Origin of the sequence: Bradyrhizobium sp. LB8.2 (genome assembly GCF_040548035.1) — a bacterium.
GTDB lineage: Bacteria > Pseudomonadota > Alphaproteobacteria > Rhizobiales > Xanthobacteraceae > Bradyrhizobium.
The window spans coordinates 1-25,721 of sequence record NZ_JBEPQV010000007.1; the positions used below are offsets into that span (position 1 = coordinate 1).

The window sequence follows — 25,721 nt, forward strand, 5'->3', positions numbered from 1 at the left end:
GGGTTTTTGCCGGGACCCTGGGCCCCGGGGGGGGGGCGGGTTCAAAATCTGGGGGGCCCCACCCCCCCGGGGGGGGGGGGGGGGCCCCGCCCCCCCGGGGGGGGGGGGGGGGGGGCCCCCCCCCCCCCACGCCTTACCTGCGTGCTCCAAGAAGGTGGATGGCCGGGAGGTTGAAGCAATTCCAGCCGAGAACTAACCCGCCGGACCCGCATCCTCCAGGATCGGTCCGAACAGTTCCCAGCGCTCGCCGTTGAACTTCATCATCTGAAGCTGCTTGTTGACGCGGTAGTCGGTGGCCGAGGTGTTGGCCTTGATGCCCGGCAGCGCGATGTCGCTGGCGACGTCCTTCAGTGAAGCGGCCTGCTTCATGACGTTCTCGCGCGTCAGATCGTCACCGCACTGCTTCAGCACATGGACCAACAGCTGAGCGGTGCCGTAGCCGTAGGTGTTGAAGTTCGAGTCCTTGTCGCCGTCCGGATAGTACTTGGCCATGAAGTCGAAATACTTCTTCATGCCGGAATCGTCCTTCCATTTCGGGTCGAGCGGTTCCTTGCCGTAGTTGACGCTGATCAGGCCCTTGGCGGCATCGAGGCCGGCCGGCTTCAGCACCGCGCCGACCGAAGTGGCGTTGATGTCGACGATCTGCACCGGATGCCAGCCCATCTCGGCGATCTTCTTGATCGCCTGCGCCGCCTGCTTCGGCGTGGTGGCGCTGAAGAAGAGGTCGGCGCCGGCGTCCTTGATCTTGAGGACCTGCGAGTCGACCGTGGGATCGGAAACTTCGTAGGACGCTTCGGTCACGATCATCTTGGCGGCCTTGTCGCCAAGGCCGGCCTTGATGCCGTTCAGATAGTCCTTGCCGAGGTCGTCGTTCTGATAGAGCACGCCGATCTTGGCGTTCGGATATTCCTTCAGGATGTACTGTCCGTAAATGCGGCCTTCGACGAAGTAGTTTGGATTGTAGCCCATCGTCCAGGGAAAGTTCTTCGGATCGGTGAACCTCGAGGCGCCGGTCGCCGCGAACAGCTGCGGCACCTTCTTGGAATTGAGATATTTCTGCACGGCTGCGTTCACGGGCGTGCCGATGATCTGGAAGGTCAGGAGCACCTCGTCGCTTTCGACGAGCTTGCGAATCTGCTCCACGGCTTTCGGCGGCGAATAGGCGTCGTCGTACTGGATCAGATTGATCTTGCGGCCGTTGATGCCGCCCTGGTCGTTGATCATCTTGAAATAGGCAGCCTGGGTCTTGCCGATCGACGAATAGGCCGACGCCGGTCCCGAAAACGGCATCGTCTGGCCGACCTTGATCTCGGTGTCACTGGCGCCGGGATCATATTTTTTCTGGGCATGGGCCGCAGCGACCGACAGCGCCAAAGTCAGCGCCGTTGCCGTGGCCAGATGCAGAATTCCGTTCCTCATTCGCAATTTCCTCGGTTTGTTATTGCAAGTGATCGATCCTGCTGGATGTCACCGCTGAGCGCGAGTGTGGAGGAGGCGTTGCTGCAACGCAAGGTGGGCCGCGCCAGCAGTTCGTAGGGGCGCTAAAGTATGCGCACCACTTCATCTGCGCACTCCGCCCTCCCCCCTTGCGGGGCGCCGCAAGAGGGAAGGGAGCGAGACAGCCTGTGCTGTCGCCTAAGCGACGAGTCGATCTAACCCGCCGTGCCATTGTCCTCGATGATCGGTCCGAACAGCTCCCAGCGTTCGCCGTTGAACTTCATCATCTGCATCTGCTTGTTGACGCGGTAGTCGTTCGGCCCGGTGTTGATCTTGATGCCGGGCAGCGCGAAGCTGGGCGTGAAGTCCTTGACGTTGGCGACCTGCCTCATGACGTTCTCGCGTGACAGGTCGTCGCCGCACTGCTTCAGCACTTGCGTCAGCAGTTCGGCCACCGAATAGGCGTAGGTGTTGACGGTGTTGAGCTTGTCGCCTTCAGGGAAATACTTGTCCATGAAGGCGAAGAACGCCTTCACGCCCGGATCGTCCTTCCACTGCGGATCGCTGGGCTCCTTGCCATATTGGGTCGAGATGATGCCCTTGGAGATGTCGAGGCCGGCCGGCTTCAGCGTCGCCGAGATCGGGCTCGCATTGATGTCGAGAATGTGCACCGGCGTCCAGCCGAGCTCCGCGACTTTCTTGATCGCCTGCGCCGCGAACTTCGGTGTCGAGGCATCGTACAAGAGATCGGCGCCGAGCGATTTCAGCTTGACCACTTGGGAGTCCACGGTCGGGTCGGTCACCTCGTAGGACACCTCGCCGATGATCATGCCGGCGGCCTTGTCGCCGAGCCCGCTCTTCAGGCCCGCAAGATAGTCGCGGCCCATGTCGTCGTTCTGGTAGAGCACGCCGATCTTGGCATTCGGATGCTCCTTGAGAATGTACTTTGCGTAGATGCGTCCCTCGGACACGTAGTTGGGATTGTAGGCGATGGTCCAGGGATAGTTCTGGGGATCGTTGAAGCGCGCGGCGCCGGTCGAGGCCAGCAGCTGCGGGATCTTCTTGCCGTTGAGGTATTTTTGCACGGCGGCGTTCGCCGCGGTTCCGATGATCTGGAAGGTGAAGAGCACCTCGTCGCCTTCGACGAGCTTGCGCACCTGCTCGACGGTCTTCGGCGGCGAATAGGCGTCGTCATACTGGATCAGATTAATCTTGCGGCCGTTGATGCCGCCCTGATCGTTGATCATCTTGAAATAGGCGGCCTGGGTCTTGCCGATATTGGCGTAGACGGAATAGGCGCCGGAGAACGGCACGGTCTGGCCGATCTTGATTTCGGTATCGGTCGCGCCCGTGTCGTATTTCTTCTGGGCATGGGCCTGACTTACGAAGGCCTGGCTGACGGAGAACGCGAAGGCGAGCGCGGCCGTGGTCGTTATGAGGGCTCTGCGATTGGTCATATCGGGTCGTTCCTCCTGACGGAATTTTCGGCCGATGGTCTTTTTCCGTTGATTGCAACGGTCGCCATCGCTGCCGAAGATTGTGGAGGAACGTTCGCCGGCGCGCAAGGATCGCGGCGCTGTGCCGAAGCGTCTCAGGCCAGCGGGCTTTAGGCGAGGAACAGCGCCACCAGCGCGATCGTGGCCGGCAGCGCCTGCACCATCAGGATGCGCGTGCTGACGGTCGCCGCGCCATAAGCGCCGGCCAGGATCACGCAGAGCAGGAAGAACGCCTTGATCTGGAACGCGAAAGCCGGATTGCCGTGCACCAGACCCCAGACCAGGCCAGCGGCCAGGAAACCATTATAGAGCCCCTGGTTCGCAGCCAGCACCTTTGTGATCGCTGCCTTCTCCGGCGTGTTGCGGAAGACCTTCAAGCCTTGCGGCTTGTCCCAGAGAAACATCTCCAAAATCAGGAAGTAAGCGTGCAGTGCGGCAACCAGCGCCACCAGAATATTCGCGATCAGGATCAAGTTGAGCTCCCCCAAGCGTCAGCTTTCGGGTGGACGTTAGCACGGCCGGCGTGGCAAGTGCGATGGCGTGTTTCGATGCAATGGTGCCGCAAATGCCCGCGCGACCGACCACACTGTCTGTAAGCTTCGGCCTCGATCGTCTGGCGACGCCGATCGGGATCGCCCTGCTGGTCACCGACGCCGCGGGCGCCTTGCGCGCGCTCGACTGGGAAGACTACGAGCACCGCATGCGCGAACTGTTGCGCCTACATTACGGTGCGGTGGAGCTGAATGACCAGCCTGCGCCGCCGGAGATGCGGACTGCGCTGACGGGCTATTTCGAAGGCGATTTCGGTCAGCTCTCAGGCATAGCATGGCGCGTCGCCGGCACGCCGTTCCAGCAGAAGGTCTGGAACGCGCTCGCGAACATTCCTGCCGGCACCACGATGAGTTACGGCGCGCTCGCCGCCGGGATCGACATGCCCAAAGCCATTCGCGCCGTCGGCCATGCCAACGGCTCCAACCCGATCAGCGTGGTGCTGCCGTGTCATCGCCTGATCGGCGCAAATGGTTCGCTGGTGAAGTATGGCGGCGGCCTCGAGCGCAAGCGCTGGCTGCTGCGGCACGAGGGGGTGGAGGTCTGAGAGTGCAACCAAATCCATCAGATTTTCGACGTCATCACTTTCTGCGCGATCTTCCAGGTGCCGTTCACCTTTAAGCATGACAACAGGTCCGTGAAGGAACGCGGCGGAATCTGAAATTTCACCTTCAAGAGCGCGAGCTCCCTTTCAACATCGATTGACAGGATCTGATCATCTCGCTCGAAGCCCTGTTGCTTCGGAGCTTTCACGTTGCGAACCGCTGCCAGCCAGGTCGCAATCGGTGTCACGCCCAATTTGCCGTCCTCGGCGACCTTCGTCACTGAACTCGATGGGTGAAATATGGTTGCAAATTTCTCGGCATCCATTTCATAGGCAGCATCGAAATAGGTCTGCGCAAGGAAGCGCAGGGCGGGAACGTCCATATCCATTTGTCATCCTCAAGGCTTTTACACCGAACTCATTCGTGCGGCTCGGCCAACTGCGCCGAGCGTCAACCAGGCCTCATGTGCGGAAAAGTACTGCAGTTCGTCTTCTTGCTCGCTCAAGCTACGGCAGGGTAGCTTATGAGACTAGATGCCTTGTACGGCATGGGCTTGTGAGCAATATTCATAAGTGATGACCAACGAAATGAACGAACTCGCTGCATTTGCAGTCGTGGCCGGTGAACGAAGCTTCACACGCGCTGCGATAAAGCTAGGTGTGTCTCAGTCTGCCTTGAGCCACACAATAAGGAGGCTTGAGCAGCGGCTTGAGCTGCAACTGCTCGCTCGAACAACCAAGAGCGTTGCACCAACCGCTGCGGGGGCGGCTCTTCTGGAAGACTTGTCTCCGGCACTTGAGCAAATTCGTCATGCCCTCGACAAAGCCCGAAGCGTTCGGCGCCGACCCGAAGGTCGGCTTCGAATCGTAATGTCACGATCAGCTGCCGTGATGGTATTGTTACCGCGGCTCCGAGCTTTCGCTGAGGCCTACCCTGACATCGTTCTGGACGTTGTCACCGTCACTGGCCCCGTGGACCTTGTTGCAGGCGAGTTCGATGCCGGTATTCAGCTTGGCGAGTACATTCAAAAGGACATGATCGCGGTTCGTGTCACGCCCGAACTGCGATTGGCGGTAGTCGGATCGCCACGCTATTTCGCTTCACGACACATCCCCAAAAAGCCAAAGGATCTCAACGATCATCGGTGCATTACCCTGCGACTTGCGGGCGGTCCATATCGATGGGAGTTTGAGCAAGGACGAAAGTCGGTCACGATCAACGTCAACGGCCCGCTCATCATTGACGATACTCATCTGGTGATCCAGGCGGCGCTCGCTGGAGTTGGTGTCGGGCTCGCCTATGAAGATCAGGTCGCCGAATATGTTGCGAAGCGCCGCCTTGTTCGCGTGCTGGAGGATTGGACGCCGCCAATTCCCGGCTTCTTCATGTATTACCCCAGTCGTCAGCATCAACCAGTCGCGCTGTCTGCACTGGTGAACGCGCTACGATTCTCTGAACAAAAGGCGGCGCGATGATTGGAAAGGCTCAGAGTCCGTTTGGGAAAGTCAAGCCGCGGGCTGAGCCGCCTTGTCGCCGGCCATCACGTGGATCAGCGCGCTCTTGATCGCGGCCTGGCGTGTCGGCGCGCTGATCTGCGCGCCCAGGAGGTCGGTGACGTAGAACACGTCGCGGGCACGCTCGCCGAAGGTCGCGACATGGGCAGACGCAATGTTGAGATTGAGCTTCGAGATCGCGGTGGTCAGCTCATAGAGCAGGCCGGGACGGTCGAGGCCTGACATCTCGATCACCGTGTAGCGGTCGGACCATTGGTTGTTGATGGTCACTTCCGGCTCGACCACGAACGGGCGCGCCTTGCCGCGCACGGTGCGCCGCGCCACCACTTCCGGCAGGCGCAGCTTGCCTTCCAGCACGTCCTCGATCATCTCGCCGATGCGGGTCGCGCGGCGCCCCTCGTCCTCGTCACGGTCGTATTCCCGCGAGATCGAGATGGTATCGAGCGCGCGTCCGTCGGTCGTGGTGTAGATCTGGGCATCGACGATGTTGGCGCCGGCCGAGGCGCAGGCGCCGGCGATGATCGAGAGCAGCCAGGGATGGTCGGCGGCGAAGATCGTCAGCTCTGTGACGCCGCGCACCTCGTCGAAGCCGACATTGATCGCGAGCTTGTGGCCGGCCTGCTCGCTGGAGCGGACGAAGCGGGCGTGGCGGATTTTTCGCGGCAGCTCGACCTTGAGCCAATAGGCTGGATAGTGCCGGCCGATATAGGCATCGAGCTCCTCCGCCGGCCACTCGGCAAAGGCCATGCGGAATTCGGCGTAGGCGGCCGAGAGGCGTTTTCCCCGGTCGACTTCCGAGAAGCCGCCCGTCAGCACCGGCTCGGTCTCGTAGTATAGCGAGCGCAGCAGCTGCGCCTTCCAGCCGTTCCACACGCCCGGACCGACGCCGCGGATATCGGCGGTGGTCAGGATCGTCAGCAGCTTCATCTGCTCGACCGACTGCACCACGGCGGCGAAATTCTCGATGGTCTTGCGGTCGGAGAGGTCGCGCGACTGCGCGACCGTCGACATCGTCAGATGCTCCTCGATCAGCCAGGCCACGAGCTCGGTGTCGGCCGCGCTGAAGCCGAGCCGCGGGCACAGCCGTCGCGCCACCTTGGCGCCGGCGATCGAGTGATCCTCGGGCCGGCCCTTGGCGATGTCGTGCAGCAGCGTCACGATATAGATCACGGCCCGGTGCTCAGGCCGGATCTTGCGCATCAGGTCGCTTGCAAGCGTGAATTCGTCGAGGCCGCCGCGCTCGATGTCCTGGAGGAAGCCGACGCAGCGGATCAGATGTTCGTCGACGGTGTAGTGATGATACATGTTGAACTGCATCATCGAGACGATCTTGCCGAAGGCGCGGATGAAATGACCGAGCACGCCGGTCTCGTTCATCCGCCGCAGCACGATCTCCGCGTTGTCGGACGTCAGGATCTCCATGAACAGCCGGTTGGCTTCGGGATTCTCGCGCATCTGCGCGTTGATCAGGCCGAGCGAGCGCGTCACGTCGCGCATCGCGTCCGGGTGGAAGGCGAGGTTGTTCTTCTGCGCAAGGCGGAAGATGCGGATCAAATTGACCGGATCGTGCTTGAACACGTCGGGCGCGGCAACGTTGATGCGGTTGTTGTCGACGATGAAGTCGTCGCTGTCAGGCACGCGCCGCTTCACCGGAGTGGGGCGCAGCCGCGCCATCATCCGGCTCAGCACCGGCGCGGGCTTGGCCTGCTGGTCCTCGAGCTTGGCGCAGAGGATGGCGGTGAGGTTGCCGACTTCCTTGGCGACCAGGAAGTAGTGCTTCATGAAGCGTTCGACATCCTGCATGCCGGGATGCGAGGTATAGCCGAGCCGGACCGCGATCTCGCGCTGGAGATCGAACGACAGCCGCTCCTCTGGCCGTCCCGAATAGAAATGCAGGTTGCAGCGTACCGACCAGAGGAAGTCGGCGCAGCGGCGGAAGGTGCGGTATTCCTGCGCGTCGAATACGCCGCGCTCGACCAGCTCGTTGGTGTCGCGCACGCGGTAGACGTATTTGGCGATCCAGAACAGCGTGTGCAGGTCGCGGAGTGCGCCCTTGCCGTCCTTGACGTTGGGCTCGACCAGATAGCGCGACTGGCCGCCGCGGCGATGCCGCTCCTCGCGCTCGGCGAGCTTTGCGGTGACGAATTCGGACGCGGTGCCTTGAACGACTTCCTTGTCGAAGCGGGCGACCAGTTCTTCATAGAGCGGCTTGTCGCCGGTCAGGAAGCGCGTCTCCAGGATCGCGGTGCGGATGGTCATGTCGCCACGCGCCTGCCGGATCGACTCGTCGACCGAGCGCGTGGCGTGACCGACCTTCAGCCCCATGTCCCACAGGCAGTAGAGGATGGCTTCGGCGACCTGCTCGCCCCAGGCTGTCTGCTTGTAGGGCAGGATGAACAAGAGATCGATGTCGGACTCGGGGGCCATCAGGCCGCGGCCATAGCCCCCGGTCGCCACCACTGCCATGCGCTCGGCGCCGCTTGGGATCGGCGAGCGGTAGAGGTGGCGGGTCGCGGCCGAATACAGGATGCGGATGATCTCGTCCTGCACGTGGCACAGCCGCTCGGCGCAGCGCCGGCCGTGCCGGTCCTTCAGCAAGATCGTTTGTGCCGCGGCGCGCGCCGAGATCAGCTCGGCCTTGAGCAGTTGCGCCATGGCCGTGCGGAATGCGTCCTCACGTCCCTGGTGTCTCTCGGCGAGCGCATCGACCGCGGCGGTGATCCGCGCGGTGTCGAAGCGATCGTCCACCTCGGCCTTGTGCTCAGTTGCGACGCTGTCCATGTCTCACCGGATATAAGAGGCCGCAGGCGCTGTCACCCGCCATTCTCTGGCAATAGTCGTTCCATGCTGGAAAGGTACGACTTTGGGCAAAACTGTTCTCGGTCGGCGCGCTTTCAAGGGGCGGATTTTCTCGTTGACCTCTAGATATAACTCATTGAAAAACAATGAAGTTTTGGAGGAGGCTGGGCATGACTGGGATTACACGACGCATACTGTTGGCCGGAGCGGTGGCTCTTGCTGTGAGCCCCGCGGCGCGGGCGGCGGATCCGCTCAAGGAAATCCGTATCGACTGGGCGACCTATAATCCCGTGTCGATGGTCCTGAAGCAGAAGGGCCTCCTGGAGAAGGAGTTCGCCAAGGACGGCATCACCGTCACCTGGGTGCAGTCGGCGGGCTCGAACAAGGCGCTCGAATTCCTCAATGCCGGCTCGATCGATTTCGGCTCGACCGCCGGCTCCGCGGCGCTGGTCGCCCGCATCAACGGCAACCCGATCAAATCGATCTACGTCTATTCGCGTCCCGAATGGACGGCGCTGGTGACATCAGAGGATTCCAAGATCGCAACCGTTGCGGACCTCAAGGGCAAACGTGTCGCGGTGACGCGCGGTACAGATCCGCACATCTTCCTGGTGCGCGCGCTGCTTGGCGCAGGCCTCACCGAAAAAGACATCACGCCGGTGCTGCTCCAGCATGCTGACGGCAAGACCGCGCTGATCCGCGGCGACGTCGATGCGTGGGCCGGGCTCGATCCGATGATGGCGCAGGCCGAAGTCGAGGAGGGCGCAAAACTGTTCTACCGCAACGCCGACGCCAATACCTGGGGCATCCTCAATGTGCGCGAGCAGTTCTTGAAGGACTATCCGGATGCCGCCCGCCGCGTGCTCGCGGTGTACGAAGAGGCGCGCAAATATTCGCTGGCCAATTACGACGAGCTGAAGAAGACCTTCATCGCCGTGACCAAGCTGCCGGAGCCTGTCGTCGACAAGCAGCTCAAGGAGCGCACCGAGCTCACCCACAGCCGCATCGGCGCGCCGCAGCGCGAGTCGATCCTCGCCGCGGGCCTCGCCCTGCAACAGGCCGGCGTCGTCGACTCCAAGGTCGACGTGAAGGCGACGCTGGACGCGCTGATCGACGACCAGATCCCGCTGCCGACGAATTGAGATGCTCTTTCCCTCCCCCTTGTGGGGAGGGTGCCTCGCGAAGCGAGGCGGGTGAGGGTATCTTTCCTCACGATCAGTATTGCGAGCGGAGAGAACCGCTCATCCGGCACTTCGCGCCACCTTCTCCGGCAAGGAGAGAAGGGAAAAGCAGCGGAGGGCGCGGCAATAGTAGTGTTGCTTTCCCCGACCAGACGCGCTTCCTACGGCCATGATCTCCGACGCGCCAGCCCTGCAACAAACCTCGGAACCGGCCGAGAGCGCCGCCGCGCCGTCGCGCATCTTGCGTTATGCACGGCCGATGCTGGGTGTGTTGTTGCCGCTGATCCTCGCGCTCGGCTGGGAACTTGTGGTCTGGTTTGGCTGGTCCAACGGCCGGCTGGTGCCGCCGCCCTCGCGCGTCTTTGCCACCATCGCTGATCTCGCCCGCTCCGGCGAGCTGATCCGTCACATCGCCGCGACGCTGTGGCGCGTCGGTCTTGGCTTTGCGTTCGGCGTGGTCGCGGGCACGCTGCTCGGGGCTATCTCCGGGTATTGGTCGCTGGCGCGCCGGCTGCTCGATCCGACCGTTCAGGCGCTGCGCGCGATCCCCTCGCTGGCCTGGGTGCCGCTGTTCATCCTTTGGCTCGGCATCTTCGAGACTTCGAAGATCGTGCTGATCGCGGTCGGCGTGTTCTTCCCGGTCTATCTCGGCGTGATGGGCGCGATCCTCATCGTCGATCGAAAAATCGTCGAGGTCGGCCGCACCTTCCGTCTCTCCGGCCCCGCCATGATCCGCCGCATTCTGCTGCCCGCGGTGCTGCCGGCCTATATCGTGTCCTTGCGCGTCGGTCTCGGCCTGGGCTGGATGTTCGTGGTGGCGGCCGAGTTGATCGGCGCCTCCGAAGGCCTCGGCTATCTCCTGCTCGACGGCCAGCAGCTTGGCAAGCCCGCGCAGATCCTCGCCGCCATCGTGATCTTCGCGATCCTCGGCAAGCTCACGGATTGGCTGATCGAGGTCGCGGCCGCGCCCTTCCTGCGCTGGCAGGATGCCTTCGGCCGCACGAAGGGAGCGTAACGCGATGCTGGCGCTCGAACGGGTCAGCAAGACCTATCCCAACGGCGTGCAGGCGCTGGCGCGCTTCTCGGCGGAAATCAAGCAAGGCGAGATCGTCGCCATCATCGGCGGCTCGGGTTGCGGCAAGTCCACGCTGCTGCGCGCCATCGCCGGCCTCGACCGCACGAGTTCCGGTACCGTGACACTCGACAGCGAGGCGATCGCCTCGCCGCATGCCAAGATCGGCATCATCTTCCAGGAGCCGCGGCTGCTGCCCTGGCTCAGTGTCGCCGACAATATCGGCTTTGGTCTTGCCGATGCGCCCGCGACTGAGCGGCGTGAAAAGGTGGCGCGCGCGCTCGAGCGTGTCGGGCTCGCCGACAAGGCGCAGGCCTGGCCGCGCGAGCTTTCGGGCGGGCAGGCACAGCGTGTCGCGATCGCACGCGCGCTGGTGCCTCAGCCCGAGGTGCTCTTGCTCGACGAGCCGTTCTCGGCGCTCGACGCCTTCACCCGCAGGGATCTCCAGGATCATCTGCTCGATCTTTGGGCCGATACGCGGCCGACGCTCATCCTCGTCACGCATGACGTCGACGAGGCCGTGGTGCTGGCTGACCGCGTGCTGGTGATGCGGCCGCGGCCGGGCCGGCTGTTCGACCAGATCGAGATCAATCTGGGCCGGCCGCGCGACCGCAATTCGCCGCTGTTCGAGAATTTCAAGCGAAGTGTGCTGACGTCACTCGACCGTTCGCTCGACCGGAGTGTGCCCGACCGTGACGCAATGCAGGGTCCCGGTCAGGCCATGTGGTGGTGACAATTCGCCTCCGAGCCGGTACATCGGCAGGCGTATTTTCCGGGAGAGAACAAGATGGACGCCGCAGAACTGCGCCAGATGCAGGCCCCGATCAAGGAACGCTACAAGACCGATCCCAAGACCGCGATGATCACGTTGAAGGCCAAGGGCTCGACGGATAGCGATGGCATCGCCTGCAAGGTCGAGACCGGCCGCGCCATCGCAATGGCCGGCCTGCATCCCGCGACCGGCGGCTCCGGCCTGGAGCTCTGCTCCGGCGACATGCTGCTCGAGGCGCTGGTCGCCTGTGCCGGCGTCACCCTGAAGTCGGTCGCGACCGCGATCGAGGTGCCCTTGAAGACCGGCGACGTTTACGCCGAGGGCGATCTCGATTTCCGCGGCACGCTCGGCGTCGACAAGGAGACCCCGGTCGGCTTCGCCGAGATACGCCTGCGCTTCGAGGTCGACACCGATGCGCCGCAGGACAAGCTCGACCTGCTGCTCAAGCTCACCGAGCGCTATTGCGTGGTCTATCAGACCATCAAGAACGGCCCGAAAGTCTCGGTGTCGATGCAGCGAATGTAATCAACAAGTGTCGTCCTGGCCTTGTGCGCAATTGCGCACAAGGACGGAATGACAGAAAAAAATGTCCCCCGACCTCCATTTCATTCTCTTCCTTCTCCTGCGCATGGCGATCGCGGCGGCGTTCGTCGTGACGGCCTCCGTTATCACCGAGCGCTCGGGCCCGGTGATCGGAGCGCTGGTGGCGACCCTGCCGATCTCGGCCGGTCCCTCCTACGTCTACCTCGCGCTCGACCACGATGCCGCCTTCATCGCGCAGGGCGCGCTGTCGAGCCTGCCGGTCAATGCTGCCACGATCTTCATGTGCCTCATTTATGTCGTGCTGTCGCAACGGCACAGCCTTCTGGTGAGTTGCGGAAGCGCGGTCGCGGTCTGGATCGTGCTGGCCTCGATCATCCGCCAGTTCGACTGGCCGCTCGCCGCCGGGCTCGTCGCCAATCTGATCGCGTTCAGCATCTGCATTCCGCTACTCGCGGGCTATCGCCATGTGAAAATGCCGCTGGTGACGCGCCGCTGGTATGACGTGCCGATGCGCGCTTTGCTGGTTGCGACCCTCGTCGCCATCGTGGTCTCGACGTCGGGCTGGGTCGGCCCTAGGATCAGCGGCATCATCGCGCTGTACCCGGTCGTGTTCTCCAGCATCATGGTGATCCTGCATCCGCGCATCGGGGGGCCGCCGACCGCCGCCGTGCTCGCCAACTCCGCCTGGGGCTTGCTCGGATTCGGCATGGCGATCGCCGTGCTGCACGTCGGCGCCGCCAATTTCGGCTCTGCGATCGGCCTTAGCATGGGGCTCGCCACCTGCGTCGTTTGGAATCTGACGCTGTGGTGGAACGGGCGAAGGAAGCGATTGGCGCACTAGCCTCGTCATTGCGAGGAGCGAAGCGATGAAGCAATCCAGACTGCCGCCACAGAGAGATTCTGGATTGCTTCGCTCCGCTTGCAATGAAGGTTGCGGAAGGACCGTTCGCTACTTCGGCAGTTTCGCCTTCAACGCATACAGCGCATCGAGCGCTTCGCGCGGCGACATCTCGTCCGGGTGCAGGGCCTTCACGGCCCCCATCAGCAGATCGGCTTCGCTCGGCGGCGCAGCTTCCGCCGCGGCGCGCGAGGGCACCGCGAACAGCGGCAAATCGTCGGCGAGCGCACGTGCGGTCTGGCCGCGGTCCTGGGCTTCCAGCTTTGCCAGCACCGATTTCGCGCGCGTGATCACGGCGGGCGGCAGGCCAGCCAGCTTCGCCACCTGGATGCCGTAGGAGCGATCGGCCGAGCCCGGCAGCACCTCGTGCAGGAACACGACATTGCCCTGCCACTCCTTCACGCGCACGGTGGCGTTGAACATGCGCGGCAGTCTTGCCGATAGCGCGGTCAGCTCGTGATAATGCGTGGCGAACAGCGTGCGGCAGCGGTTGCTCTCGTGCAGATGCTCGATCGCGGCCCAGGCGATCGAGAGACCGTCGAAGGTCGCTGTACCGCGGCCGATCTCGTCGAGGATCACGAGCGCGCGCTCGCCGGCCTGGTTCAGGATCGCAGCGGTCTCGACCATCTCCACCATGAAGGTGGAACGGCCGCGGGCGAGATCGTCGGCGGCGCCGACGCGGGAGAACAGGCGGTCGATAATGCCGATCCGCGCGCGCGTCGCCGGCACGAAACTTCCGATTTGAGCAAGAAGAGCAATCAACGCGTTCTGGCGCAGGAAGGTCGACTTGCCGGCCATGTTGGGACCGGTGAGCAACCAGAGCTGGCCGGACTTTTGCGCAGGTCCCGGCGACAGGTCGCAGGCATTTGCGATGAACGGCTCGCCATTACGCTTCAGGGCCTGCTCGACCACGGGGTGACGGCCGGCCTCGATCGCAAAGCCGAGAGACGAGTCCACCTCGGGCCGCACATAGTTCTCGTCGATCGCCAGCTTGGCCAGCGACGTCGCGACGTCGAGCAGCGCAAAGGCGTGAGCGGCGGCACGCAGATCCTCGCTGATGTCGAGCGCCTTGGCGCAGAGCTGTTCGAAAATCTCGAGCTCGAGGCCGAGCGCACGATCGCCGGCATTGGCGATCTTGGCCTCGATCTCCCCCAATTCAGAGGTGGTGAAGCGCACCTGGCCCGCCAGTGTCTGGCGGTGGATGAAGGTCGCGTTCAGCGGCGGCGACATCAGCTTGTCGCCGTGCTGCGCGGTCACCTCGACGAAATAGCCGAGCACATTGTTGTGCCGGATCTTCAGGCCCTTGACGCCCGTGCTGTCGGCGTAGCGCGCCTGCATCGAAGCCACCACCAGGCGCGAGGCGTCGCGCAGGTTTCGTGTTTCGTCCAGCGCAGGCTCGTAGCCCTGGCGAACGAAGCCGCCGTCGCGCTTGATCAGCGGCAGTTGATCGTCGAGCGCCTTGGCGAATTCCGCCGCGAGCTCGCGCGATGGCCTTTGCAGCGCCGCCATCACCGCGGCGATCTCCGGCGGCGGCTGATCGAGCTCGCCGAGCCGCGTCAGCACCTGGTCGGCGGCGATGATGCCGTCGCGCAGGCCGGCGAGATCGCGCGGGCCGCCGCGGCCAACCGACAGACGGGCCAGCGCCCGCGACATGTCGGGCGCACCGCGCAGAATGCTGCGGATGTCCTCGCGCGCGGCAGAGTCGGCAACGAAGCTGCCGACCGCATCGAGCCGCCGCGCGATCGCCGTTGCATCGGTCAGCGGCGCGGCCAGCCGCTGCGCCAACAGTCGCGACCCCGCCGCGGTCACCGTGCAGTCGATCGCATCGAGCAGTGAGCCGCGGCGTTCGCCCGCCAGCGTCCGCGTCAGTTCGAGATTGGCGCGCGTCGCCGGATCGATCGCCATCGTCGCACCCGAGGCCTCGCGCGCGGGAGGCGACAGCGGCGGGTGCTTGCCGACCTGGGTGCGGTCGACATAGGTGACGGCCGCGGCCGCGGCGGTGGCTTCGAGACGCGAGAGCTGCGCCAGTCCGTCCATGGTCGCGACGGCAAAATAGTCGCACAGCCGTTTCTCGGCGGTGGCGCCGTCGAAGACGTCACGGGTCAGCGGCGTCACCGCCGGCAGCTCGCGCAGGGTCTGTCCGAGCTCGCTGTCGTTGTAGAGCGCGTCGGTGACGATCACCTCGTTCGGATTGATACGCGCCAGTGTTGCAGTCAGTTCTCCGGCCGAGCATTCCGTCACCATGAATTCGGCGGTCGAGATGTCGATCCAGGCGAGGCCAAAGCGGTCGCCGCCCGCCGATGAGCGGGCGCGCGCGAGCGCCATCAGATAGTTGTTGGCGCGCGCGTCGAGCAGCGTGTCCTCGGTCAGCGTGCCCGGCGTGACCAGGCGCACCACGCCGCGGCGCACGACGCTCTTGTTGCCGCGCGCCTTGGCGGCGGCGGGATCCTCGGTCTGCTCGCACACCGCGACCCGGTGGCCGGCAATGATCAGCCGGTGCAGATAATCCTCGGAGCGCTCGACCGGCACGCCGCACATCGGGATATCGGCGCCCTGATGCTTGCCGCGCTTGGTCAGCACGATGCCGAGTGTCCTGGAGGCGATCTCGGCGTCCTCGAAGAACAGCTCGTAAAAGTCGCCCATCCGGTAGAACAGCAGCAAGCCCTGATGGGCCGCCTTGATTTCAAGGTATTGTTCCATCATCGGCGTGACGCGCGCGGCAGCTTCCGCCTGCGGCGCGGGCGCTTCGTCGGGGGGCGGTACAGGGATCGGTTGTTGCATTGTCATGGGCGGCGCAACCTACAAAATTTCGCCACGCGCTCCTATCGCTTTGGCCGGCGCGGGGAGGTTTTCCACGTTGTCCGCACCGCGGCATGCGCTGCTGGCGTGCGCACCCCTCGGAACACGCGCGTATCAGTCAATTGACCTGCCGCGGGCGCCCTCCTAAAACTCCGTCGACATTGAAGAATTTAGGCCCGATCGCGGCATTCAGGGAGAACAACGATGCGTGACGTCTTTATCTGCGATGCCGTGCGGACCCCGATCGGCCGTTTCGGCGGCTCCCTCGCCAAAGTGCGCGCCGACGACCTTGCGGCTGCCCCGATCAGGGCGCTGATGGCCAAGCACCCCAATCTCGACTGGGCACAGATTGACGAGGTCTTCTTCGGCTGCGCCAACCAGGCCGGCGAGGACAACCGCAACGTCGCACGCATGGCGCTCCTGCTTGCGGGCCTGCCGGATTCAGTTCCCGGCCAAACCCTGAACCGGCTCTGTGCCTCCGGCCTCGATGCGGTCGGTGCCGCCGGCCGCGCCATCCGTTCCGGCGAGATCGAGCTCGCGATTGCCGGCGGCGTCGAATCCATGACGCGCGCGCCCTTCGTGATGGGCAAGGCGCAGGAAGCCTTCTCGCGCTCTGCCGATATCTTCGACACCACGATCGGCTGGCGCTTCATCAATCCGCTGCTGAAGGCGCAGTATGGCGTCGATGCCATGCCGGAGACCGGCGAGAACGTTGCAGAAGAGTTCCAGGTGTCGCGCGCCGATCAGGATGCTTTCGCGATCCGCTCGCAGCAACGCGCCGGTGCGGCGATTGCGGCCGGCTATTTCGCCGAAGAAATCACTCCGATCACCATTCCCGGCGGCAAGGCCGGCCCCGTTATCGTCGACAAGGACGAGCATCCGCGCCCCGAGACCACGCTCGAAGCCCTCGCCAAGCTGAGGCCGATCGTACGCAATCCCGGCACGGTGACCGCGGGCAATGCCTCCGGCGTCAATGACGGCGCCGCCGCGATGATCCTGGCATCCGAAGCCGCCGTGAAAAAGCATGGCCTGACGCCGCGTGCCCGCATCCTCGGGCTTGCGTCGGCCGGCGTGCCGCCGCGCATCATGGGCATCGGCCCTGTGCCCGCGACCCGCAAGCTGATGGAGCGTCTCGGCAAGAAGATCAGTGATTTCGACCTGATCGAGCTCAACGAAGCCTTCGCCTCGCAGGGCATCGCCTGCATGCGCCAGCTCGGCGTCGCCGACGATGCCGATTTCGTCAATCCGCATGGCGGCGCGATCGCGCTCGGTCATCCCCTCGGCATGAGCGGCGCGCGCCTTGCGCTCACCGCCGTGCACGGCATGGAAAAGCGCGGCGGCAAGCTCGCGCTTGCCACCATGTGCGTCGGCGTCGGCCAGGGCGTGGCTGTCGCGATCGAGAAGTTGAACTAAGCTTTCTTCTCTCTTCCTGCTTGCGGGAGAGAGAAATTTTAGGGATCCGCTTCCATGATCATTGCGGGCGAGCAGGACGTCACGGCCGCGGCCCTGGCGGTGATGGAGCGGACGTCCGATCCGCGGCTGCGCCAGATCATGGTCTCCCTGGTCAAGCATTTGCACGGCTTCGTCCGCGACGTTCGTCTGACCGAGAAGGAATTCCGCGACGCCACGGCTGTTATCGCCGAGCTCGGCAAGCTCTCGACCGACACGCATAATGAGGTCGTGCTGATGGCGGGCTCGCTCGGCGTCTCGCCGCTGGTGTGCCTGCTGAACAATGGCGATCAGGGCAACACGGAAACCGACCAGTCGCTGCTCGGACCGTTCTGGCGGTTGAACTCGCCGCGGATGGAGAATGGCGGATCGATCGTGCGCTCCAAGACGCCGGGCGCGCCGCTGTTCGTCAACGGTCACGTCGTGGACAGGGACGGCCGTCCCGTCGCCGGCGCCGAGGTCGACGTCTGGCACGCGTCGCCTGTCGGTCTCTATGAGAACCAGGACCCGGAGCAGGTCGACATGAATCTGCGCGGCAAGTTTACGACCGACCAGGACGGAGGCTTCTCTTTCCGCTCCGTGATGATGGTCGGCTATCCCATTCCGACCGATGGCGTGGTCGGCCGTCTACTGGAGGCGCAGAGCCGGCATCCCTATCGTCCCGCGCACCTGCATGCCCTGGTTTTCAAGCCCGGCTTCAAGGTGCTGATCTCGCAGGTCTACGACCCTGCCGATCCGCATATCGACAGCGACGTGCAGTTCGGCGTGACGAAGGCGCTGATAGGCAAGTTCCTGCGTCATGACGCGCCACACCCGACGGAGCGCGATGTCGCGACGCCCTGGTATTCGCTCGATCATGTCTACCGGCTCGAAGCCGGCGAGGCGGTGCTGCCGCGTCCGCCGATCAAATAGGGCTCAAAGCCGCTTCCCCCAATTAGTTATATCCTATAATGATTGGCGGAAGCGTTGACCGGTCGGACCGAAAAAGGGCCGGGGAGGAGTTCGCCAATGACATTCATCTATCCCGTCGACAGCAACCAGGCGCATCCGCTGCCGCTGTCGCCCGAATACAAGAGCTCGATCAAGCGCGCGCCGAACAAGCCCTTGATCCCGATGCGCCATACGCTGTCGGAACTGACTGGTCCGGTCTACGGCCATGAGACTGTGCGCGAGGGAGACAGCGACCTCACCACCCAGCACACCGGCGAGCCGCTCGGAGAGCGCATCATCGTGCACGGCCATGTGCGCGACGAGGACGGCCGCGGCGTTCCGAACTCACTGGTCGAGATCTGGCAGGCCAATTCCTGCGGCCGCTACGTTCACGTCCGCGACCAGCATCCGGCCCCCCTCGATCCGAATTTTACGGGCGCTGGCCGCACCGTGAGCGATGCCTCCGGTTATTATCGTTTTGTCACGATTAAGCCTGGCGCGTATCCCTGGGGCAACCACCACAACGCCTGGCGTCCCGCGCACATCCATCTCTCGGTGTTTGGCCATTCCTTCGTCACGCGTCTGGTGACGCAGATGTACTTCCCGGCCGATCCGCTGTTCCCGTTCGATCCGATCTTCAATTCGGTGCCGGACGAGAAGGCGCGGGCGCGGATGGTGTCGTCGTTCGACTTAGAGAATACCCAGCCCGAATGGGCGCTGTGCTACCGCTTTGACATCGTGCTGCGCGGCAAGAACGCCACGCCTATGGAGAACCATTAAGTGCAGGATAATGGGATCACGCCATCGCAGACTGTCGGCCCGTTCTTCAAATATGGCCTGACGCCGAACGGCGACTACGCCTGGAACGATGCGTTCACGAACTCGACGCTGACTCCCGACGTCACCGGCGATCGCGTCCGCATCGAGGGCCGTGTGTTCGACGGCGACGGAGTCGTTGTGCCTGATGCCATGCTGGAGATCTGGCAGGCCGATGCGCAGGGGCGCTTTGCCGATCCGCAGGACAAGCGCGCGCTGCCAAATGCGAGCTTCCGCGGCTTTGCCCGCTGCGGCACCGACAAGGATGGCAACTACGCCTTCGAAACCATCAAGCCAGGCGCGGTGCCCGATCCCGACGGCAAGCCGCAGGCGCCGCATATCCTGCTTGCGGTATTTGGCCGCGGCATGCTGCGGCATCTCTATACACGCATCTATTTCGGCGACGAGGCCGGCAACGCCGCCGACCCCGTGCTGGCGCTGGTGCCGGCCGACCGCCGCGCCACGTTGACCGCCGTACGCGAGGCCGGCAAGCCAGTGTACCGGCTCGACCTGCGATTGCAGGGCGACAACGAAACTGTGTTTTTCGACGTGTGACTGAGGTGGCGTCCCGGATCTGCGCTTGCGCCTATCCGGGACGATGGCGGAGGACCGGGCCCAACTTTCGCTGTCCGAAACCGCTCGCTGACGCCGTTTTCCCGTAGTTCTCCGGAGTCCGCGCGATGCAAATTCCGCGCGAAGCAATCCCGTGTTTACCGTAATCCCCTAGGATCCGTTGGATTTGGCGCGGCCCATCGGATTGTTTCATGAAAATTCGCCTTTCGCTTTCTTCCGCAATCATTGCTTTCGGCATCGTTCTCGCCATCGGCTTTACCGCCGTGGCCTCCACCAGCCTCTACGCCCTGCACGAGCTCAAGGTCGGCGGCCCGCTCTATACCGACATCAAGCTCGGCAATGACCTCATCGCGGACATCCTGCCCCCACCGGAATATGTGATCGAGGCCTATCTCGAGGCCACCCTCGCCATGCGCGAGTCGGACCAACTGGCGGCGCACGGCGACCGCCTGGTCCAGCTCCGCAAGGATTACGACGAGCGCAAGGCTTTCTGGGTTACCTCCAGCCTCTCGGCCGACCTGAAGACCGCGCTGGTGTCGAAATCCGACGCCGAGGTGCAGAAGTTCTGGAAGCTGTTGTCCGACCAGCTCCTGCCGGCCCTCAAGGCCAAGGACACGGCCGCCTCCGAGCGCGCCTACGCGCAGCTCAAGGATGCCTACACCGCGCATCGCGCCGTCATCGACAGCATTGTCGAGAGCGCCAACAAGCAGAATGCCGAAATGGAGAAGCTGGCCGCGGACCGCGACAGCTCCATGCTTTATATCCTCATGGGCGTTTCCGCCGCCGTTCTGGCATTCATTGCCGCGGGCCTGCTCGGCGTCGCGCTCGGCGTGGTGCGCCCGATCGTGCGCATGACAGGCACGATGCAAAAGCTCGCGACCGGCGATCTCGCCGCCGACATCCCCTTCGCACACCGTCAGGACGAGGTCGGGTCGATGGCGGGCGCCCTGCTGGTGTTCAAGCAGGCGGCAGTCGACAATGCCCGGCTGCGCGAAGAACAGCTGCTGCAGGAGCAGGAGGCGGCGCTGGCCAAGCGTGGTGCCCTGCAACAGATGGCCGATACGGTCGAGCGGGAAACCGGCCGCTCGGTCGATACCGCAAGCGCTGCGACCCAAGGCGTAGAACGGGCGGCCTCCAGCCTGTCCGAGATCGCGCGGTCGTTGTCCACGGAGTCGCAGGCGGTTGCCTCGGCGTCCACCCAGGCCCTGAGCAGCTCGCAAACCGTTTCAGCCGCGGCGGAAGAACTGAGTGCTTCGATCCGTGAGATCGCGACCCAGGTCGCGCGGACCAGCACGGTCACAAAATCGGCGGTCGCCGGTCGTGAACAGGCGCGTTCGACCATCCAGGCGTTGGCCGGTTCGGTCAAGAAAATCGCCGAGGTCTCCGATCTCATCGGCGGCATCGCCGGTCAGACCAACCTTCTGGCACTCAACGCCACGATCGAGGCCGCGCGTGCCGGCGAAGCCGGCCGCGGTTTCGCGGTGGTCGCCGCCGAAGTGAAATCCCTGTCCGACCAGACCGCCAAATCCACCGAGGAGATCGCGCGGCTGATTGCCGAGATCCAGGCCTCGACGCAGGCCGCGGTCGATGCCGTCGAAACCATGGGAGGCCACATCCTCGAGATCGACGGAGTTGCCACCTCGGTCGCCGCCGCGATGGAAGAGCAGGGCGCCGCGACGCGTGAGATCACGCGGTCGATCTCCGAATCGGCTTCCGCGGCGAAGGAGGTCTCGGCCAAGATCGGCGATGTCAGCCGCGACGCCGCCTCCGTGAACGAGCGCGCCGCGGAGGTCAGACAGGCGATCGCCGGCATGGCGGCCAATCTCGAACAGCTCCGGTCGGTCGTGGTCAGGACCGTGCGCGCCTCGACCGCTGCGGCTTAGGCCGGCATCGGGTTGGCCGCTGGTGCGTGGGGCGTGATCGTGCAGTATGACGCGGGACAGGGGCATCGTGGCTATGACACCTCCACAATTGCCGGCGGTCGTTGAGCCCGCCCGACTGACGGCAGCGCTCCGCAGGAGTGGCGTGCTGGACGCCGGCGCAGTCCGCGAGGTGAAAGTGCTGCATCAGCGCGACACCGTCGTGTCGCACATTATCCGCCTTGGCCTGCGCTATGTGGGGGAATCCGCCGGCGCCCCGCAATCGCTGATCCTGAAGACCGCGCATTCCGACTTCGCAAAGACGCTTGCAAATGGCGGCCGGCACGAAGTGGCCTTCTATACGCAGCTCGCGCCAACAGCGCCGGCGGGGCTTGTGCCGCGCTGCTTCGACGGGCATTTCGACGAGGAGAGCGAGACCTGGCATCTTCTGCTCGAAGACCTCACCGACAGCCATGAGATTGCGACGCAATGGCCGCTGCCACCGTCGCGCGATCAGGCGATGGCGATCGTCACGACGCTCGCGCGATGGCACGCGGCCTGGTGGGACCATCCCGGTCTCGGCGAGACCGTCGGCACCTGGGCGAGCGAGGAGGACAGCGCAACTCACATGGAGACCTTCGCCGGCCATTACGATCGCTTCGCGGACCTGCTCGGCGATCGCCTCAGCGAAGAGCGCCGCATCCTCTACCGCCGGCTGATCGATCAGTCGGCCCGGCTATCCCTGCGCTATCATTTGCGACGTCATGTCAGCATCACTCATGGCGATGCCCATATCTGGAATTTCCTGCTGCCGCGCGCCGGCGTCGCCGATACCGTGCGGATCTTCGACTTCGACCTGTGGAACATCAACGTGCCGACCAACGACCTCGCCTACATGATGGCGATGCAATGGTATCCGGAACGCCGGCAGACGCTCGAGCGGGCGCTGCTCAACCGTTACTACGAGACGCTGATCGCGCGCGGCGCCAGCGGCTATACGCACGGCGCGCTCGATCAGGATTACCGTTGGTCGGTGCTCTGGCACATCACCACGCCGGTCTGGCAATGGAGCATCAACATCCCGCCGGTGATCTGGTGGAACAATCTGGAGCGGGTGATGCTGGCGGTCGAGGATTTAGGGTGCGAGGAGTTTTTGGGGTAGTTGGCGCTGCACGCTCGCCGTCGTCCAAGTTGTGACGCACCCTACTCCATCACCGCATGTTCCGGCCCGGCCGACTGCTTGCGCAGCGTGGCCTTGGACGAGCCGATCATCAGGGCGAGTGGGATGGTGCAGAGGATGAAGATCATCACCAACATGTAGTCGTGCGCGAAGGCGATGATCTGCGCCTGCACGCTGACCATCCTGTCGGCCATGGCGCGGCCGGCGTCGGTGGAGAGATTGATCATGCCGCTGACGTTGGGCATCTGGAGCGCGTGGTTGAACGGGTTGATATTCTCGGACAGGATCGCATAGGTCTTGCGCGTGCCCTGCGTCAGCTCGGCGACGACGATGGAAATGCCGACCGAGCTCGCGACGTTGCGCAGCAGCGTCAGCATCGAGGTGCCGTCGGTGCGCAAGTGGTTCGGCAGCGTCAGGAACGCCACCGTCGAGAGCGGCACGAAGACGAGGCCGAAGCCAAAGCCCTGGATCACGCTGACGACCACGATTTCCGGCACCTGGGTCTGGTCGGTCCAGCCCGTCATCTGGAACAGCGAGGCCGCCGTCAGCGTCAGGCCGCAGATGATCAGCGTGCGCGCCTCGATCCAGCGCATGATGCGGCCGACCATCATCATGGCGAAGAAAGTGCCGAAGCCGCGGCTTGCGAGCAGGCCGCCCGCGGTCATGATGGGATAACCGATCACGTTCTGCAGGTAGGGCGAAGCCAGCGCCATGGTCGAGTACAGCACGAGGCCCATCACCGTCATGAAGATGCAGCCGGTGAGGAAGTTGCGATCCCTGAACAGCGCGAACTGAATGAAGGGACGCGAGGTCGTGAAGGAGTGGGCGAAGAAGTAATAGAAGGCGACGCCGGAGACGGCGAACTCGGTCACGATCTCGACCGACTCGAACCAGTCGAGCTGCTCGCCGCGATCGAGCGCGAGCTGGAGTGCGCCGATCCCGATCGCCAGCGCGGCAAAGCCGAACCAGTCGAACTTCAGGCTGAGATTCTTATCGGTCTCGTCCATGAAGACGGCGAGCCCGAGCACGGTGATCGCGCCGAACGGCAGGTTGACGAAGAACACCCAGTGCCAGGAATAGCTCTCGGTGAGCCAGGCGCCCAGCGACGGGCCCATGATCGGGCCCATCATCACGCCCATGCCCCAGATCGACATCGCCGTGGCGCGTTCCTGAAGCGTGTAATAGTCGAGCATCACTGACTGCGACAGCGGCACCAGCGCTGCGCCGAATACGCCCTGCAGCAGGCGGAACAGCACCATCTGGTTGATGTCCTGCGCGAGGCCGCACAGCACGGAGGCGAAGGTGAAGCCGGCCGCGCAGGCGATGAAGATGCGCTTGCGGCCAAAGCGGTTGGAGATCCAGCCCACCGGCGCCGTCATGATCGCAGCGGCGACGATGTAGGACGTCAGCACCCAGTTGATCTGGTCCTGCGAGGCCGACAGCGTGCCCTGCATGTAGGGCAGGGCGACATTGGCGATGGTGGTGTCCAGCGCCTGCATGATGGTCGCCGTCATGGCGCAGATCGTCACCATGTTCCGGCGCATGCCGGGGACCATCAGGCTCGCATGGGGGCCGGACATCGGATCGGTCCTTGTCTCAGTCTTTTTCGTGGCCTGCGGTCGCCGCCAGGCCGAGCAGGCCGGCGAGCGAGCGCTGATGGCCGGTGTCGATGGTGGCGTAGACGCTCATGCCCGCCTTCAGCTTCCGCACGTATTTGTCGGTCTCGTCGAAATAGACGCGGATCGGCACGCGTTGCACGACCTTGACGAAATTGCCGGTGGCGTTTTGCGGCGGCAGGATCGCGAACTGCGCGCCGGTGCCGGGCGAGAGCGAGCCGATCTTGCCCTTGAAGACATGGTTCGGGAACGCGTCGACCTCGAGCGTGACCGGTTGCCCTTCGGTGACGTAGGTGAGGTCGCTTTCCTTCGGATTGGCGTCGACCCAGGGATGGGCGACGTCGATGATGGAGAACACCGGCGTGCCGGCGGTGACGTAGCGGCCGAGCTGGATCTGCTCGACCTGCGTCGCAACGCCGCTCATCGGGGCCCGCACGACGGCGTGGTCGAGATTGCGCTGGGCGTCGTCGAGCTTGGCCTTCGCCTGGGCGTAGGGCGGGAATTGCTCGAGCGGCAGGTCGGGATTGCCGAGCAGCTGGGTCTTCGCATTGGACAACTGCTGCTTGACGAACTGCGTCTGGGCGCCAGCGGTGACCAGCGCATTGGCAGCGTTGTCCAGGTCGAGCTGCGAGCCGAAATTGCTCTTTACCAGTGACTGCTTGCGCTCGACGTCGCGCTGCTTCAGGTCGACGCCCCGCTGCGCCAAATCGAGCATCTGTGCGTATATCTTGATGTTCGCGATGAGATTGTCATAAGTCGTGCGAGACTGGTCGAGCGCGGCCTTTGCCTGGTCGACCGCGAGGCGGAACGGCACGGGGTCGATCTCGAACAGCTCGTCGCCCTGCTTGACGACCTGGCCCTCTTTCACGATGACCTTCTCGATCTTGCCGGAAATGTCGGGCGTCACCAGCACCTTCTGGGCACCCACATAGGCGTCGTCGGTGCCGACATAGCGGCCGCCATTGAGATAGAAGGTCAGGCCGGCAATGGCGACGACGGCCGGCAGCACGACCAGAAGCAGGACGCGGCGATAACGGCGCAGGCCGGCGATCAGGCGGCGACGCGGATTGGTGCCGGCTTTCTTGGTGGGCTTGCCGCTGTCGATTTTCTGCTCGGGTTGGAATTTGAGAACCTGATCAGCCATAGCGCTGCTCCTTACGCGCTTGTTCCGCCACCGATGTCTGGATCGCGGTACGCACGTTTTCCTTGATTGTTTCGAGCTGGGTGAGGAGGCGATGGGCGTCCGCCGGAGTGATGCCTTCGAGCGCGTTGGCCGTGAGCTCGGACTTCAGCCCGCTCATCCGTCCGAGCAATTGCCGCCCCGCCTTCTTCAGGTGCAGCCGCTTGACGCGGCGGTCCGAAGGATCGTTGCGGCGTTCGATCCAGTCACTGTCGCAGAGCTTGTCGATCAGGCGCGTCAGCGTGATCGGCTGCACCTCGAGAAGCTCCGCGAGTTCCGACTGCTTCATGCCTTCGCTGCGCTCGACCTTGGCCAGCACCGCCCATTGCGCGCGGGTGATACCGAAGCGCGAGGCTTCCTTGTCGGCATAGACGCGGAGCAGGCGATAGAGCTCGGCAAGCGTAAACAGGAAGTTCTGGTCCACGGGCCCGCGGCTCATGAGCTTGGTCTCCAATAAGCTTGGGATATAATAAGCAAGCTTATGATTATTTCATGGCGGGATAGCGGGATGCT

22 protein-coding genes are annotated in these 25,721 nt (G+C 63.9%); 13 read left to right on the forward strand and 9 right to left on the reverse strand.

Annotated features, from left to right (window positions below):
* Positions 1-192: 192 nt before the first annotated feature.
* From ABIB06_RS10910 to ABIB06_RS10920, 3 genes are all read right to left on the reverse strand, one after another.
* On the reverse strand, positions 193-1,419 hold the full coding sequence (locus ABIB06_RS10910) for an ABC transporter substrate-binding protein (RefSeq protein ID WP_354048054.1): 1,227 nt from the start codon (positions 1,417-1,419) through the stop codon (positions 193-195).
* 233 nt (positions 1,420-1,652) lie between these two features.
* A complete protein-coding gene (locus ABIB06_RS10915; protein ID WP_354048056.1) occupies positions 1,653-2,894 on the reverse strand; it encodes an ABC transporter substrate-binding protein in 1,242 nt (413 codons plus the stop codon).
* 149 nt (positions 2,895-3,043) lie between these two features.
* Positions 3,044-3,400 (reverse strand): DUF1304 domain-containing protein, encoded by a 357-nt coding sequence (locus tag ABIB06_RS10920; protein WP_354048358.1) that lies wholly within the window; start codon positions 3,398-3,400, stop codon positions 3,044-3,046.
* Between the two features lie 98 nt (positions 3,401-3,498).
* Here ABIB06_RS10920 and ABIB06_RS10925 point away from each other — a divergent pair, with 98 nt between their 5' ends.
* The gene (locus tag ABIB06_RS10925; protein WP_354048058.1) at positions 3,499-4,029 is read left to right on the forward strand and encodes a methylated-DNA--[protein]-cysteine S-methyltransferase; all 531 of its coding nucleotides are present in this window, start codon (positions 3,499-3,501) and stop codon (positions 4,027-4,029) included.
* 17 nt (positions 4,030-4,046) lie between these two features.
* On the opposite strand, the gene ABIB06_RS10930 is transcribed toward ABIB06_RS10925, so the two are convergent.
* On the reverse strand, positions 4,047-4,415 hold the full coding sequence (locus tag ABIB06_RS10930; protein WP_354048060.1) for a nuclear transport factor 2 family protein: 369 nt from the start codon (positions 4,413-4,415) through the stop codon (positions 4,047-4,049).
* A gap of 187 nt (positions 4,416-4,602) precedes the next feature.
* On the opposite strand from ABIB06_RS10930, the gene ABIB06_RS10935 reads away from it, so the two are divergent.
* Entirely contained in the window at positions 4,603-5,502 is a 900-nt protein-coding gene (locus tag ABIB06_RS10935) for a LysR substrate-binding domain-containing protein (RefSeq protein WP_354048062.1), read from the forward strand.
* A gap of 30 nt (positions 5,503-5,532) precedes the next feature.
* Here the strand turns inward: ABIB06_RS10935 and ABIB06_RS10940 are convergent, their stop codons facing one another.
* Positions 5,533-8,322 carry a [protein-PII] uridylyltransferase gene (locus tag ABIB06_RS10940; RefSeq protein ID WP_354048064.1) on the reverse strand — a complete coding sequence of 930 codons (2,790 nt, stop codon included), beginning with the start codon at positions 8,320-8,322 and terminating at the stop codon, positions 5,533-5,535.
* A 188-nt stretch (positions 8,323-8,510) separates the two neighbouring features.
* Between ABIB06_RS10940 and ABIB06_RS10945 the strand changes: the two genes are divergently transcribed.
* The 5 genes from ABIB06_RS10945 (at position 8,511) to ABIB06_RS10965 (ending at position 12,749) form a co-directional block, all read left to right on the forward strand.
* The gene (locus ABIB06_RS10945; RefSeq protein WP_354048066.1) at positions 8,511-9,482 is read left to right on the forward strand and encodes an aliphatic sulfonate ABC transporter substrate-binding protein; all 972 of its coding nucleotides are present in this window, start codon (positions 8,511-8,513) and stop codon (positions 9,480-9,482) included.
* A 208-nt stretch (positions 9,483-9,690) separates the two neighbouring features.
* On the forward strand, positions 9,691-10,536 hold the full coding sequence (locus ABIB06_RS10950; RefSeq protein WP_247351664.1) for an ABC transporter permease: 846 nt from the start codon (positions 9,691-9,693) through the stop codon (positions 10,534-10,536).
* A gap of 4 nt (positions 10,537-10,540) precedes the next feature.
* On the forward strand, positions 10,541-11,326 hold the full coding sequence (locus tag ABIB06_RS10955; RefSeq protein WP_247351665.1) for an ABC transporter ATP-binding protein: 786 nt from the start codon (positions 10,541-10,543) through the stop codon (positions 11,324-11,326).
* 54 nt (positions 11,327-11,380) lie between these two features.
* Entirely contained in the window at positions 11,381-11,890 is a 510-nt protein-coding gene (locus ABIB06_RS10960) for an OsmC family protein (RefSeq protein WP_354048069.1), read from the forward strand.
* A gap of 61 nt (positions 11,891-11,951) precedes the next feature.
* Positions 11,952-12,749 carry a hypothetical protein gene (locus tag ABIB06_RS10965; protein WP_354048071.1) on the forward strand — a complete coding sequence of 266 codons (798 nt, stop codon included), beginning with the start codon at positions 11,952-11,954 and terminating at the stop codon, positions 12,747-12,749.
* Between the two features lie 108 nt (positions 12,750-12,857).
* Here ABIB06_RS10965 and mutS read toward each other — a convergent pair whose 3' ends face one another.
* Entirely contained in the window at positions 12,858-15,593 is a 2,736-nt protein-coding gene (gene mutS, locus ABIB06_RS10970; RefSeq protein WP_354048072.1) for a DNA mismatch repair protein MutS, read from the reverse strand.
* A gap of 216 nt (positions 15,594-15,809) precedes the next feature.
* Between mutS and pcaF the strand changes: the two genes are divergently transcribed.
* From pcaF to ABIB06_RS11000, 6 genes are all read left to right on the forward strand, one after another.
* Positions 15,810-17,018 carry a 3-oxoadipyl-CoA thiolase gene (pcaF, locus tag ABIB06_RS10975; protein ID WP_354048074.1) on the forward strand — a complete coding sequence of 403 codons (1,209 nt, stop codon included), beginning with the start codon at positions 15,810-15,812 and terminating at the stop codon, positions 17,016-17,018.
* 54 nt (positions 17,019-17,072) lie between these two features.
* A complete protein-coding gene (locus ABIB06_RS10980; RefSeq protein ID WP_354048076.1) occupies positions 17,073-17,966 on the forward strand; it encodes a dioxygenase family protein in 894 nt (297 codons plus the stop codon).
* Between the two features lie 96 nt (positions 17,967-18,062).
* Entirely contained in the window at positions 18,063-18,764 is a 702-nt protein-coding gene (gene pcaH / locus ABIB06_RS10985) for a protocatechuate 3,4-dioxygenase subunit beta (protein WP_247442101.1), read from the forward strand.
* On the forward strand, positions 18,765-19,355 hold the full coding sequence (pcaG, locus tag ABIB06_RS10990; protein ID WP_247442103.1) for a protocatechuate 3,4-dioxygenase subunit alpha: 591 nt from the start codon (positions 18,765-18,767) through the stop codon (positions 19,353-19,355). It begins immediately after the preceding gene.
* A gap of 209 nt (positions 19,356-19,564) precedes the next feature.
* The gene (locus ABIB06_RS10995) at positions 19,565-21,256 is read left to right on the forward strand and encodes a methyl-accepting chemotaxis protein (RefSeq protein ID WP_354068729.1); all 1,692 of its coding nucleotides are present in this window, start codon (positions 19,565-19,567) and stop codon (positions 21,254-21,256) included.
* Between the two features lie 46 nt (positions 21,257-21,302).
* Entirely contained in the window at positions 21,303-22,394 is a 1,092-nt protein-coding gene (locus ABIB06_RS11000; RefSeq protein ID WP_354048079.1) for a phosphotransferase, read from the forward strand.
* Positions 22,395-22,435: 41 nt separating this feature from the next.
* On the opposite strand, the gene ABIB06_RS11005 is transcribed toward ABIB06_RS11000, so the two are convergent.
* The 3 genes from ABIB06_RS11005 to ABIB06_RS11015 are packed head-to-tail and all read right to left on the reverse strand — an operon-like array spanning position 22,436 to position 25,647.
* A complete protein-coding gene (locus ABIB06_RS11005; protein WP_247351683.1) occupies positions 22,436-23,992 on the reverse strand; it encodes an MDR family MFS transporter in 1,557 nt (518 codons plus the stop codon).
* Between the two features lie 16 nt (positions 23,993-24,008).
* The gene (locus tag ABIB06_RS11010; RefSeq protein ID WP_354048082.1) at positions 24,009-25,172 is read right to left on the reverse strand and encodes an HlyD family secretion protein; all 1,164 of its coding nucleotides are present in this window, start codon (positions 25,170-25,172) and stop codon (positions 24,009-24,011) included.
* Positions 25,165-25,647 (reverse strand): MarR family winged helix-turn-helix transcriptional regulator, encoded by a 483-nt coding sequence (locus tag ABIB06_RS11015; protein WP_247351687.1) that lies wholly within the window; start codon positions 25,645-25,647, stop codon positions 25,165-25,167. Before ABIB06_RS11015 ends, ABIB06_RS11010 begins: the two co-directional genes overlap by 8 nt.
* Positions 25,648-25,721 lie beyond the last annotated feature (74 nt).